Below are 12,694 nucleotides of genomic sequence, written 5' to 3'. Positions count from 1 at the left end.
AACCACCACGGACAGCCCAGGGCCGGTGCCTCCCCACAAGGAAGCACCGGCCCTTTCGTGCCGTACGCCGCGGGAACGCCGCTCCTAGCCGGCGAGGGCGATGTCCATCTCGGCCAGCTCCGCCTTGATGTCGATCGCCGAGATCCGGCCGTCCGTGACGGTCAGCCGGAAGGCCACGTGCGGCCGGCCGCCGACGACCCACACCAGGCCCTCCGTGCCGTCGACTTCCGCCAGCACCGGCGACCAGGTGTACCCGGCGAAGACGCGGTTGATCGCGTCCGGCCCGTGCAGCTCCTTGTCGACGCCCATCTGGACGGCTGCGTCGTCGGAGCGCATCACGATGTCCGGGGCCAGCATCTCCAGCAGGGCTTCGAAGTTGCCCTCCCGGGACGCCGCGAGGAACGCGCTCGCCAGGCTCGTCCTGCCGGTGCGCGCCGCCGCCGCGGAGCCCTCCCGGTAGACGCCGACCGGCGTGGTCTTGGCGACCGGGGTGGCGTGCTGCACCCGCCGCCGGGCGCGGCTGGCCAGCTGCCGCGCCGCGGCCGGGGAGCGGTCCACGATCGCGGCTATCTCGTCGAACGGCACGGCGAACATGTCGTGCAGCACGAACGCCAGCCGCTCCGCCGGTGTCAGCTCGTCCAGCACCACCAGCAGCGCGAGGCCGACGGAGTCGGAGACGACGGCCTCCTCCTCCGGGTCGTCCGGCGCGTGCTCGTCGCGGGTCCCGCCGGCCCGTTCGGTGTCCACCAGGTCCTCGGGACGGGACTTGCGGGACTGCAGCATGTTCAAGGAGACTCGGGCGACGATGGTGGTCAGCCAGCCGCCCAGGTTCTCAACCTGGCTGGTGTCCGAGCGGCTCAGCCGGATCCACGCCTCCTGAACGGCGTCCTCGGCCTCTTCGGTCGAGCCGAGCATCCGGTACGCGACGGCACGTAGGCGAGGGCGATCGGTCTCGAATCTTTCGGCCAGCCAGTCGTGTTCATGCATCTGGTCAGGTCCTCCCACCCGTGGGCTCGGGGAGAGCTTACTGGTTGAAGTTGCTGGTGTGACCTGGGCCCCCGCATGATCGGCCGAGTAGGCAAACAGGTTGCCAAGTCGACACCAAGTCGATCGCAAGCGAAATGAGCAAAGATATCGCTTGTGCACCGTGGAGATACCTGCGGTGGCACGGCCGAATTTCGCAGTAACCCCGGGTCGGAGCAACGGGAAACTTCGGGGAAATCTCTACCTACAGAAGGTGGATGCCAGGCATGTCGACTCTTTGCAAGCCAGCGGTGAGCGTGCCGGATTACGTCATCACCATGGAAGAGACCCTGGAATTCGCCAAGAAGGTGCACTCGGGAAAGCCGCAGCTTCCGTTGGCGCTACGTCTCATTCAGAAGACCGGGGTACGGAAAAGGCATATCGTCCAGCCCATCGAGAAGACGCTCGACCACCCCGGTCTGGAAGAGCGCAACCGGGTCTACGAGGTCGAGTCGAAGCGGATGACCCCGCCGGTCATCGAAGAGGCCCTGGCGAACGCGGACATGACCCCCCGTGACATCGACGCGATCATCTACGTGTCCTGCACCGGGTTCCTCATGCCGTCGCTGACCGCATGGCTGATCAACACCATGGGCTTCCGCTCCGACACCCGGCAGATCCCCATCGCCCAGCTGGGCTGCGCCGCGGGCGGCGCCGCCATCAACCGCGCGCACGACTTCATCCGCGCGTACCCGGGCAGCAACGTCCTCATCGTCTCCGCCGAGCTGTGCTCGCTGTGCTACCAGCCGTCGGACGACGACATCGGCTCGCTGCTCTCCGATGGCCTGTTCGGCGACGCCGTCGCCGCCGCCGTCGTGCGCGGCCGCGGGGGCACCGGCGTGACGCTGGAGCGCAACGCCTCGTACCTCATCCCGGAGACCGAGGACTGGATCTCCTACGCGGTCCGCTCCACCGGCTTCCACTTCCAGCTCGACCGCCGGGTGCCCGGCACCATGGAGCCGCTCGCGCCGGTGCTGCGCGAGCTGGCCACGAACCACGGCCTGGACGTCGAGAAGCTGGACTTCTACATCATCCACGCCGGCGGGCCGCGGATCCTGGACGATCTCAGCAAGTTCCTCAACACCGACAGGCACATGTTCCGGCACAGCTGGTCGACCCTGACCGACTACGGCAACATCGCCAGCGCCGTCGTGCTGGAGGCGCTGCGCCGCCTCTTCGAGGAGAACGCCGTCGTCCCCGGCGCCAACGGCATGATCGCCGGGTTCGGCCCCGGCATCACGGCCGAGATGTCCGTGGGCAGCTGGGTCGGCGACGGGTCGCGGGAGCTGACGACCGGTACGCCCGTCGCGGCCGCCGTCGGCTGAGCCCACGCGCCCGGCGCCCGCCCGCGAGGGCCTCCGCACACACCACGAAGGGGTTGAACGCATGACCAGCCTGGTCGTCCCGCCCGGTCAGGGACGGAAGCTCATCACCAAGGCGCAGGAGGTGACCTTCAAGGTCACCGGCGCGGACAACGGCTTCGCCTCGACCTTCGAGGTCATCGTGCCCCCCGGCTTCGACGTCGGCGCGCACGTGCACCAGGACGCCAAGGAGTTCTTCTACGTTCTCGACGGCGAGCTGGAGCTGTTCGCCTTCGAGCCGGTCACCCGTACCGGGGACACCTGGCACGACTGGCAGTCCCCGGACGGCGGCAAGCCCCTGCGAGCCGGCCCCGGCAGCTGCATGTTCGTGGACAGCGGCACCCCGCACGCCTTCCGCAACCCCACGGACACCCCGACGCGGATGCTCTTCCAGAGTTCTCCGCCGCCGGACCACGAGCGCTACTTCGAGGAGATATGCGAGATCTTCTCCAGTGGCGAGACCGTGGACCCCGTCGCCGTGCAGCAGATGCGGGACCGCTACGACGTCAACCAGATCACGCCGCTTCGTTACGGGTAACCGGTCTCCTGAAGCGCCACCGAGAGGGCACGATGGACAGCATTCCATTGGTTCACGCGAGTTTGGGGAAGCAGGAGCTGGCGGCTGTCGAGGAGGTGTTCGCCTCCGACTGGACGGCCGGCCAGGGGCCGCGGGGCAAGGCCCTCGAAGCCGAGCTGGCCCGCCGCTACAGCGTCGCCGACGCCGTCGCGCTGAGCAGCTGCGCCGCCGCACTGCATCTGGCCCTGCTCGCGCTGCAGGTGGAGCCCGGCGCCGAGGTGATCGTCGCCGACTACACCTTCCCGGCGCCCGCGCACGCGGTGCGCTATGTCGGCGCCACCCCCATGTTCGCCGACGTACGGGCCGACACCGGCACCGTCGACCCGCAGGCCGTCGCGGACCTCATCGGCCCGCGCACCGCCGGCATCATCGCTGTGGACACCGTCGGGCTGCCGGCCGACTACGCGGAGCTGCGGCAACTCGCCGACCGCCACAACCTGTTCCTCGTCGAGGACGCGGCCTGCGCCGTCGGCGCGACCTACCAGGGCCGCCCGGCGGGCTCGCTGGCACCGGTCGCCTGCCTGTCCTTCCACGGGCGCAAGGGGATCACCAGCGGCGAGGGCGGCGCCCTGCTCGCGGAGGACCCGGCGATTGGCGCGGATGTGCGATTGCGCGCGTCGTTCGGCATCGGGAGCATCTTCGACAAGGCCCGGGTCATCGGCCTGCCGATCCCGATCTTCACGGACATCGGCTACAACTACAAGCTGTCCGACATCTCCGCCGCGATACTGCAGGTGCAGCTCGGCCGGATCGAGGAACTGCTCGACCGCCGCAACCTGGTGGCGGCGCGCTACGCCGAACTCCTCAAGGACGAGGAGCTGGTGACCTTGCCGCACGTCCCGGCGGACCGCACCCACGCCTGGCAGTCCTACCTGCTCACGCTCGACCCCGGCGTCGACCGCGCCGGCGTCGCCGCCGACCTGCGCGCCCAGGGCATCGGCTGCGGCCACGGCACCTGGGCCAGCCACCTCCAGCCCGCGTACGAGACCGACCAGACCTGCCCCGTCTCGGCGGACCTGTCGCAGCGCCAGCTCGCCATACCGATGCACGCCGAGCTGTCCGTCGACCAGGCCGAGCGCGTCGTCACGGCGCTGCAGGCCGCGCTGCGCAACAACACCAGCTCATCGCGGCGTTACGAGGGGGCCTCCGGGTCCCGCAGGACGCCGTCGGCCGCCGGCCAGGCGAACAAGGGAGGAACGGCATGAGCGACGGCCGTCCGACGTCCGATCGGATTCTGCGCCTCATCACGGGCTACTGGGCCACCGGCATCGTGGGCACCGCCTCGAAGTACGGGCTGTTCACCCACATCGACGACGGCGCCCGGACCGTGGAGGGGCTCGCCGCCCGCGCCGAGCTGTCCACCCGCGGCACCCAGGCCCTGCTCGACGGGCTGGTGAGCATGGACCTGCTGGAGATCCGCGGCGGCGAGTACCACAACACCGAGGAGGCCGACACCTACCTGGTGGACCACCGGCCGACCAGCCTGACGAGCTTCGCCCAGTTCAAGATGGGCCACATGGGCTCCCTCGCGGACCTGCCCGAGGTCGTCCGCGCCGGCGGGCCGCTGTCCACCTCCGTGGTCGAGGTCGTCGACAACCCGCACTGGGAGGCGCTGGTCCAGGCGCTCGCGGCGACGTCCGTGCCGGCGGTGGAGATCGCCGCCGAGGCCCTCGGGATCGCGGACGCCGGGGAGATGTCGGTCCTCGACATCGGCGGCGGCTCGGGCATCTACTCCGGCGCCTGGCTGGAACTCAACCCCGCCGCCCGCGCCACCCAGCTCGACTGGGCGCCGATCAACGCCATCGCGCGCCGGCTCCTCGCCGACCGCGGGGTGGGCGACCGCGTCGAGTACATCGACGGCGACTTCCACACCACGGAGTTCGGCGAGGCCGCGTACGACTACGTCGTGTACTCCAACATCGCGCGCCAGGAGGGGCCGGAGGACAACATGGCCCTCTTCGCCAAGATCAGAAAGGCGCTGAGACCCGGCGGCACGCTCGTCGTCTCCGACTACGTCGTCGACGACGACCGCGGCGGCGGCCCGCGCTACGCCCTGCAGTTCGCCTCCGAGATGCTGCTGAAGAGCAGGCACGGCAGCACCTGGCGGCGGGCGGACTACCACGCCTGGCTCATCAAGTCGGGCTTCGAAGAGATCACGTTCCAGCCCACGCCGTCGCCCGCAACACTCATCTTTGCCAAGTAGGGGGCGAGCCGACCGTGTGCACGGGGGAGCGAGACAGGTTATCGGCGGAGGGAATGCAGTGAGCAGCCCTGATGGCAATCGAGCGGACCGCCCGGCAGGCACGCGGTCGGCGGTCGCTCCCGGCATCTTCCGTAAAGCGGCGTCATGAGCACGGGCACCGTAGCCACGACCATGGAGCACGAGGAGGCCCTGGGCCTCGCCGACCTGTTCGCCGGCCGGATGACGAGTCCGGCCGGGTACATCGGTGCGACGCCCACGTCCCTCATCGGCCGGACCGGCGATCTCGACCGGCTCGCCACTGCCCTGGCCACGCCCGACGCCGGGCTGGTGACCGTCACCGGCCCGGCCGGGGTGGGCAAGAGCCGGCTCGTCATGGAGTACTTCCGCCGCTTCGGGCCCGGGCCGGGCGCCACCGTCGAGGTGTTCGACTTCGGCCAGGTCACGGACACCGCCGTGTGCGCGCTGATGCTGCGCCAGCTCAAGGAGCAGTTCCACGACGGCTCCACCTCCGTCCGCTCGGCCGTGGAACGCCTCGGCCCCGGGCGGCACACCGTGCTGTTCGACCACTACGAGGACGTCGCCGATGAGCTGGCGCCACTGCTCACGGAGTTCCGGCGGAGCTGCCCGCAGGTACGGATCGTCACGGTCGGGACCGCCCGGCTCGGCCTGTACGGCGAGCGGGTCGTACGGCTCCGGCCGCTACCGACGGGGAACGGCGTGGCGGCCGAGCTGTCGGCCGTCGCCCGGATTCCGGCCGTGGAGCTGTTCGTACAGTGCGCGCGGTCGGTACGGCCCGAGTTCAAGCTGACCGCGGAGAACTTCCGCTACGTGCTGGCCGTCTGCCGGCTCGTCGGCGGCCTGCCGTTCGCCATCGAACTGGCCGCCAACCAGGTCAAGCTGGCCGAACCCGACCTGATCCTGGAGCGCTTCGAGCGCGGCGCCGGCGACCTGCAGCGCATCGACCGGCACCCGTACTCGCGGCACTCCAGCATCTCCGACATGGTCGGCTGGGTCTTCGCCCGGCTGCGCGCCGACGAGCGCCTGCTGCTCAACCAGCTCGCCGTCTTCGAGGGCCCGTTCACCACCCGCGCCGCGGCCGGCGTGCTCACCGGCTTCGACGCCGCCGGCTACCGGACCATGGAACGGCTCATCGACGCCAGCGTGCTCATACCCGACGAGCGGCCCGACGGCGAGCTGAGCCTGAGCATCCCCAACTCCGTACGGCTCGCCGCGGCCCGCTCGCTCGTCCTGCTGCCCGACCACGAGGCGCTGCGCAAGGCGCACGGCGAGTACTTCCGCGCGCTCGCCGCACCCCGCCCGCCCGCCGAGGCGGGCACCGGGGCGCGGCCCGCGGCCGGCCCGGAGTCCCGCGCGGACCTGCTCGCGGCCTTCGGCTACTGGCGGGACGCCGGCGACGGCCGGTCCATGGCGGTGCTCGCCGACGCGCTGCGCGAGCTGTCCGGCGGCACCGCGCAGACCCGGCAGTGCCTGCGGCTGACCGAGGAGGTGCTGCGGACGGGCGTCGAGGACGCGCGGCTGCACGCCCGTACGCTGGAGTCCGCCGGCGAGCTGGCGATGCGGCTGGGCTCCGGCGCGGCCCGCGGCTACCTCGCCCAGGCCCGGGACGCCCACCGCGCCGTGCACGACGACGCCGGCGTGGTCCGCTGCCTGGGGCTGCTCGGCGACGAGGCGTACGCCTGCGGGGACCTGGAGCGGGCCCGCCGCCGGTTCGAGGAGGGCCTGGCCGTCATCGCCTCGCCCGCCCGCGCGGGCGGGACCGGCGACGCCGCGGTCGGCGCCGGCCGGTACCTCACCCGGCGGCTCGCCGTGGTGCTGCGGGAGACGGGCAACCTCGCCCGCGCCGACGAGCTGGCCCGTACCGCCCTGGCGGCGGAGCTGGGCCGCGAGGACTTCGGCGGCGTGGTGTCCGCCCGCTACGTCCTGGCCTCCATCCGGCTGCTGGAGCAGGACACGGCCGACACGCGCGCCCTGTTCGCCGACGCCGCCGAGCAGGTCGGCGGGCTGCCGGACGTCGCGGAGCGGCCCGAGTGCCTGGAGATGCTGGCGATCACGCTGTACAAGTGGCGCCGTATCACCGACTGGCGGCTGCTCACCGCCACGCTGGGCCTCGCCGACCGGCTGCGCCGGCGCCAGGGCCTGGCCCGTCCGCGCCCGCTCAACGAGCTGACCACCGCGATCCTCGCCACCGCCAGCCAGGAGCTGACCGCCGACGACTACACGTGGGCGTGGCGCTCCGGCGCCGACCTGTCCTGGGAGGCGGCGATGCGGCTGATGCCGGCCGAGGAGGCCAAGCCGGCGGCCGGTCCGGAGGTGCCCACCGACATCGCGGACGTGCTCACCAAGCGGGAGCTGGAGGTCGCGCTGCTGGTGGCCGAGGGGCTGACGAACCGCGTCATCGCCCGCAAGCTCGGCATCGCCGAGTGGACCGTGGTGAACCACCTGCGCAAGGTGATGCGCAAGCTGGGCTGCCAGTCCCGGGTCCAGGTGACCCGCCGGCTCGCCACCGGCTGACCGACCGGCGGAAGGCGGTCGTCCCGCCCGCCTTCCGCCCCGGCGGTTCCGCGGGCGGCGGTACGCCTGCGGCCAGACAGCTCACCTCCCGCAGCGCGCCCGCGGCCCGCGCCGGTGGCGCGCCGCACGGCGAGAGCTTCGCACTCCCGGCGCGGGCCGCCTCAGTGGCCGAGGCGCGCGCACGTGCGGCGGCTGCTGCGCCGCCGGCGGGTGGGCGGGTGCGGGCGGGGGCTGGGGCTGGTGGTGCGCTCAGCGACGCGTGGGGAGCGGAGCCGTCGGGGGCGGGGCTCGCGGAGTGGGCGACGATCGGGGCGGCCCGGCCGGCTTGAGCGGGGCGCCGTCCGCCGGGCCGCGGTTCAGCATGTGTCTTGCGGGGAACCCCGGGGCTTCAGTCCTGGGAGGAATCGCATCCTTGCGGTCGCGGTGCGGAGCGCCGCGGTGTCGCTGGTGATGGTCCGGCCGTGGAGCGGCCGTGTGCGGTCTGCTGCGCTGCCGGGGTGCTGCTGTAGGGCGGCTGGATCACCCGTTCAGGTGGTCAGGGGTGAACGTGCGGTGGGTGGTCGTACGTGTGTGTACGTTGAGTGATCGTGAAGCTGACGGTGCAGGTGAAGCTGCTGCCCACGCCCGAGCAGGCGGCGGCACTCGAAGCGACTCTGCATGCCTGCAACGAGGCCGCGACCTGGGCTTCCGGGGTCGCGTTCGCCAGGGACGTAAAGCGGAACTTCGCGCTGCGCAAGCACGTCTACGGTGAGATCAGGCAGCGCTGGGGGCTGGGTGCGCAGGCTGCCCAGCACGTGATCAAGAAGACGTGTGATGCGTACGCCGCGCTGACGGCGAACCTGAGGGCCGGGAACCTGGGCAGGCCCGGCTCCCAGCGCTACCGGCGGGCCACCGGCAAGCCGATCGCGTTCCGGCCCCGGGGCGCTCAGCCCTACGACGACCGGATGCTGTCCTGGCAGATCGGTGAGCGGAGGGTCTCGATCTGGACGGTGACGGGCCGGGTGAAGGACGTGGCGTTCACCGCCTCGCCGGAGCAGTCGGCCACGCTGGCCCTGTACCGCCGGGGCGAGTCGGACCTGGTGTACCGGGACGGCATGTGGTTCCTGCTGGCCACCTGCGAGGTGCCCGAGGCCGGGCCGAACCCAGGCCCGGACGGGTTCCTCGGCATCGACTTGGGCATCGTGAACATCGCCACCACCAGTGACGGTGAGATCATGGCCGGACGACGGCTCAACCGCACCCGGGTCCGTGAACGCGCCCTGCGGACCAAGCTGCAGAAGAAGAACACCCCGTCCGCCAGGCGCCGGCTGAACAAACGGCGACGCAAGGAGGCCCGGCGGGCGAGGGACATCAACCACAAGATCGCGATGCATGTGGTGGCCGAGGCTGAACGCACCGGTCGCGGGATCGCCCTGGAAGACCTGACGGGCATCCGCGAGCGGGTACGGCTTCGCAAGCCCCAACGGGCCACCCTCCACAGCTGGGCGTTCGCCCAACTCGGAGCGTTCATCGCGTACAAGGCCCGCCGGGCAGGGGTGCCGGTGGTGCACGTCGATCCGGCGTACACCTCCCGTACCTGCGCCGAGTGCGGTCACACAGACAGGGCGAACCGCGTCTCACAGGCGTGGTTCGCGTGCCGGTCTTGCGGATTCGTTGATCACGCAGACCGCAACGGCTCCCGCAACATCTGCGCTCGCGCGGAAGAGTTGTGGCGACGCGGGGCGCAGTCAACCGCCCCAGAACCCACTGCCCGACCCCGGGGGTGGGACAGGACGCAAGCGCAGTACCACAGCCAGTGGCGCCCGCTGTGCAAGCCCGCCGCTCTAGCGACGGGTAGTTGACGGCGTACGGCCGATGAACGCCAGCAGGCGGGTCTGCACGTCGGCGCTCTCCGGGACCTCGACGCGCGGGCCGTACTGGCCGCTGCCGCGCAGCACCTCGTCCATCGGTAGCATCCCCTCCAGCAGCGCGGCGCACTTGTCCGCGTCCAGCCGCTCGTCCTGGCCGGTGGCGCGCGACAGGTCCCAGGTGTGCATGAAGACGTCGGCGGTGTAGAAGCGGTCGACGGCCTGGTCCAGCGGGACGTCGCCGATCTGCGGGTGCGACAGCGTCCTCCCCGCGGTGGCCGGGTCGTCCAGGAGGGCCTGCACGCCGTCGCTGTGGACCTGCCAGGCCGCCACCGGGTCCTCGTCCACCGACGGGCCCGCGGGCAGCTCGATGCCGGTGCCCGTCTTGAGGAACGCCGGGAACCACTCGACCAGGTGCCGTACGACGTCCCGGGCCACCCACCCCTCGCACGGCGCCGGCCGGTCCCACGCGCCGGCGGGGACGCCGCGCACGCGCGCGGTGAACGTGCCGGCGACCCTGCGGTGCTCGTCCGCGGCGGACACCGCCTCCGCGCCCGCGTCGAACAGTTCGTCCAGCCGCTCGTAGCCCTCGCGGATGCCGGTCTCGGCGCCGCCGGCGATCATCCCGTCGCGGGCCTCGACGGAGTCCATCAGGGAGGTGGCGGTCAGCCGGGTGCGCCCGCCGAGGTCCTCGAAGACGGCCGTCTCCAGGCTGACGCTGTCGGGCATGCCCTCGTACGTGAAGGTCTGGACGATCCGCTCGACGGGGCGCACCTCGTGGAAGACGCCGTGGAAGGCGTACTCGTTGCCGTCGTCGTCGCGGTGCAGATAGCGGTACGAGCCGCCCGTGCGGGCGTCGTACCGGTCGATCTCCATGCGCAGACCGCGCGGGCCGAGCCACTGGACGACCAGGCCGGGGTCGGTGTGCGCACGGAACACGCGCGCGGGCGGGGCCTCGAACTCCCGGGTGATCACGATGGTGGGGAGCACGGGGTCGACGGCGATCCCGGTCTCGTTGCGGCGGCCGGCGGGCGTGGTGCTCATGAGGCGTCTTCCTTCGTCCGGGGGTCCGCCACCGGCTCCCCGTCCCGCGCGGCCATCCGCTCCAGGACGGCGTCCAGACGGCGGAAACGGTCCTCCGCCGCCCGCCGGTAGCGCTCGATCCACTTCGTCATGAGGTCGAAGACCTCGGCTTCCAGGTGGCAGGGCCGCCGCTGGGCGTCCCGGCTGCGGCTGACCAGTCCGGCGTCCTGAAGGACCCGTATGTGCTTGGACACGGCCTGCACGCTGACGTCGTACGGCTCGGCCAGCTCGTTGACCGTGGCGTCGCCGGAGGCGAGGCGGGCCACGATGTCGCGCCGGGTCGGGTCCGCCAGCGCGGAGAACACCAGCGACAGCCGCTCGTCGGGCTCGGGCACCGCGGTCACCTCGCGTTTTCAACTGTTCGGTTGAATAAAACCTAGCGCGCGGCCCGCCCGTGGTCAACCGCTCGGTTGAACAACCTCGGCACACGCCTGGGAAAGCGGGGGTGGCGGCCCGGCCCGGGCCGCAGCCGGCGGGTGGCCGCCGGAGTTCCGGGCGCCGCGCCCGGCCGGCGTCAGTGGTCGATGCCGTCGATCAGGTCGCGCGCGCCCTGCCGCAGCAGCGCCAGCGCGACCGACGTGCCCAGGTCCGGCGGGGTGAGCCGGCCGGCGGACTCGCGGGCGTCGAGGACGGTCTTGCCGTCCGGGCTGAACACCCGGCCGCGCAGCCACAGTTCGTCGGGCGCGGCGGTGGCGAAGCCGGCGATGGGGCTGTTGCAGTGGCCCTGGAGCACGTGCAGGAACATCCGCTCCGCCATGGCCTCGCGGTACGTCTCCGGGTGGTTCAGGTCGCTGACGACGTCGATGGTCGCCGAGTCGTCCTCGCGGCACTGCAGCGCCAGGATCCCGGCGCCCAGCGGCGGGCACATCGTCTCGACCGGCAGCACCTCGGTGATGACGTCGGTGCGGTCGATGCGCTCAAGACCGGCCACCGCCAGCAGCAGCGCGTCGACCTCGCCGGCGTACAGCTTGGCCAGCCGCCGGTTGGCGTTGCCGCGGAACGGCACGCACTCCAGATGCGGGTGCGCGGCGGACAGCTGCGCGATCCGGCGTACGGAGGAGGTGCCGACCCGGGTGCCCGCGGGCAGGTCGGCGAGCCCGAGCCCGCCGGGGTGGATCAGCGCGTCGCGGATGTCGTCGCGGCGCAGGAACGCGGCGAACGTCGTCCCGGCCGGCAGCGGCCGGTCCGCGGGCACGTCCTTGACGCAGTGCACCGCGAGGTCCGCGGCGCCGGAGAGCAGCGCGGCGTCGACCTCCTTGGTGAACGCGCCCTTGCCGTCGACCTCGGACAGGTCGCCCAGCCACCGGTCGCCGGTGGTCTTCACCGGCACGACCGCGGTGCGGATGCCGGGGTGCAGCGCGGCCAGTTCGGCGCGGACGCGCTCGACCTGCGCGAGGGCCATGGGGGAGTCGCGCGAGACGATGCGGATGTGCTCGGGCACGGACATGGCGTACACGATAGTCCGTCAGAAACGGCCTCCCCGAGGCGGGCCGGGGGCGCGGGGGCGAACGGGGCCGCCGCCCGTGAGCCGGTTGCGCTCCCGGGCGGCGGACCTGCTGTGCGGCGCCGGTCAGCCGGCGGTCAGCGGTGCCGGACGCCGGGGACGGTGAACGACGGCGGGCCCGCGGGGAGGTCCACCGTGTACCGGTCGAGGTAGCTGTCCAGGTACGGCGAGCGCGCGCCGCCCGTCGGCACGTCGTCGGCCGGGCCGTCCAGCGCCAGGTGCAGCGTGGCGTGCCGGACCTCGACCGTCTCGCCGGACGGGGTGTCCCGCCAGGAGCCGGTCTGGATGGTGCCGATCTCCACGGCCAGCACGTGCCCGGCCGCGAGCCGCCAGTCGGTCGCCTTCAGATCGACGGTGAACCGGCCGCGCTGCAGCAGCGAGACCTGTTCGTCGAACATCACGGCGGTGCCGTCGGGGGCCACGTCGTAGAGCTTGAGCATCACGTTCCCGACGGCGTCGCCCGCGCTCCGCGCGGAGAGCGAGACCCGCGGGGTGCCGGTGACGCGCACGTCCCGCTTGAGCGGCTCGGACCACACGAAGAAGCTCGACGTGACCTCGCCGGCC

At 72.1% G+C, this 12,694-nt stretch carries 11 protein-coding genes; 6 read left to right on the top strand and 5 right to left on the bottom strand.

Annotation, left to right across the window (positions count from 1 at the left end):
- Positions 1-84: 84 nt before the first annotated feature.
- Positions 85-987, bottom strand: coding sequence for a sigma-70 family RNA polymerase sigma factor (locus ABD317_RS25445; RefSeq protein ID WP_344292329.1), 903 nt, complete (start codon positions 985-987; stop codon positions 85-87).
- Positions 988-1,250: 263 nt separating this feature from the next.
- Here ABD317_RS25445 and ABD317_RS25440 point away from each other — a divergent pair, with 263 nt between their 5' ends.
- The 6 genes from ABD317_RS25440 (at position 1,251) to ABD317_RS25415 (ending at position 9,537) form a co-directional block, all read left to right on the top strand.
- On the top strand, positions 1,251-2,348 hold the full coding sequence (locus ABD317_RS25440; protein WP_027755384.1) for a 3-oxoacyl-[acyl-carrier-protein] synthase III C-terminal domain-containing protein: 1,098 nt from the start codon (positions 1,251-1,253) through the stop codon (positions 2,346-2,348).
- A gap of 61 nt (positions 2,349-2,409) precedes the next feature.
- Positions 2,410-2,922, top strand: coding sequence for a cupin domain-containing protein (locus ABD317_RS25435; RefSeq protein WP_027755383.1), 513 nt, complete (start codon positions 2,410-2,412; stop codon positions 2,920-2,922).
- 32 nt (positions 2,923-2,954) lie between these two features.
- Complete coding sequence (locus ABD317_RS25430; RefSeq protein ID WP_344292325.1) at positions 2,955-4,166, top strand: DegT/DnrJ/EryC1/StrS family aminotransferase; 1,212 nt, start codon at positions 2,955-2,957, stop codon at positions 4,164-4,166.
- Positions 4,163-5,164 (top strand): class I SAM-dependent methyltransferase, encoded by a 1,002-nt coding sequence (locus ABD317_RS25425; RefSeq protein ID WP_344292323.1) that lies wholly within the window; start codon positions 4,163-4,165, stop codon positions 5,162-5,164. Before ABD317_RS25430 ends, ABD317_RS25425 begins: the two co-directional genes overlap by 4 nt.
- A gap of 144 nt (positions 5,165-5,308) precedes the next feature.
- Complete coding sequence (locus tag ABD317_RS25420) at positions 5,309-7,696, top strand: LuxR C-terminal-related transcriptional regulator (RefSeq protein WP_344292321.1); 2,388 nt, start codon at positions 5,309-5,311, stop codon at positions 7,694-7,696.
- Between the two features lie 587 nt (positions 7,697-8,283).
- Entirely contained in the window at positions 8,284-9,537 is a 1,254-nt protein-coding gene (locus ABD317_RS25415; protein WP_344292319.1) for an RNA-guided endonuclease InsQ/TnpB family protein, read from the top strand.
- Here the strand turns inward: ABD317_RS25415 and ABD317_RS25410 are convergent.
- From ABD317_RS25410 to ABD317_RS25395, 4 genes are all read right to left on the bottom strand, one after another.
- Positions 9,520-10,587: a TIGR03086 family metal-binding protein gene (locus ABD317_RS25410; RefSeq protein ID WP_344292317.1), complete on the bottom strand. Its 1,068-nt coding sequence runs from the start codon at positions 10,585-10,587 to the stop codon at positions 9,520-9,522. The genes ABD317_RS25415 and ABD317_RS25410 overlap by 18 nt on opposite strands.
- On the bottom strand, positions 10,584-10,961 hold the full coding sequence (locus tag ABD317_RS25405; protein WP_344292315.1) for an ArsR/SmtB family transcription factor: 378 nt from the start codon (positions 10,959-10,961) through the stop codon (positions 10,584-10,586). Before ABD317_RS25405 ends, ABD317_RS25410 begins: the two co-directional genes overlap by 4 nt.
- A 179-nt stretch (positions 10,962-11,140) precedes the next feature.
- Complete coding sequence (gene hemC, locus ABD317_RS25400; protein WP_344292313.1) at positions 11,141-12,073, bottom strand: hydroxymethylbilane synthase; 933 nt, start codon at positions 12,071-12,073, stop codon at positions 11,141-11,143.
- 134 nt (positions 12,074-12,207) lie between these two features.
- Positions 12,208-12,694 (bottom strand): CocE/NonD family hydrolase (locus ABD317_RS25395; RefSeq protein ID WP_344292311.1); only part of this gene is annotated, 487 nt, incomplete at its 5' end.

Origin of the sequence: Streptomyces synnematoformans, from assembly GCF_039531005.1 — a bacterium.
Lineage (GTDB): Bacteria > Actinomycetota > Actinomycetes > Streptomycetales > Streptomycetaceae > Streptomyces > Streptomyces synnematoformans.
This window is presented reverse-complemented; position numbering and strand designations above follow the sequence as displayed.

Coding starts and splice junctions, on each gene's coding strand:
- ABD317_RS25440 (WP_027755384.1), top strand. CDS start 1,251: ATGTCGACTCTTTGCAAGCCAGCGGTGAGCGTGCCGGATTACGTCATC.
- ABD317_RS25445 (WP_344292329.1), bottom strand. CDS start 987: ATGCATGAACACGACTGGCTGGCCGAAAGATTCGAGACCGATCGCCCT.
- ABD317_RS25420 (WP_344292321.1), top strand. CDS start 5,309: ATGAGCACGGGCACCGTAGCCACGACCATGGAGCACGAGGAGGCCCTG.
- hemC (WP_344292313.1), bottom strand. CDS start 12,073: ATGTCCGTGCCCGAGCACATCCGCATCGTCTCGCGCGACTCCCCCATG.
- ABD317_RS25430 (WP_344292325.1), top strand. CDS start 2,955: ATGGACAGCATTCCATTGGTTCACGCGAGTTTGGGGAAGCAGGAGCTG.
- ABD317_RS25425 (WP_344292323.1), top strand. CDS start 4,163: ATGAGCGACGGCCGTCCGACGTCCGATCGGATTCTGCGCCTCATCACG.
- ABD317_RS25410 (WP_344292317.1), bottom strand. CDS start 10,587: ATGAGCACCACGCCCGCCGGCCGCCGCAACGAGACCGGGATCGCCGTC.
- ABD317_RS25435 (WP_027755383.1), top strand. CDS start 2,410: ATGACCAGCCTGGTCGTCCCGCCCGGTCAGGGACGGAAGCTCATCACC.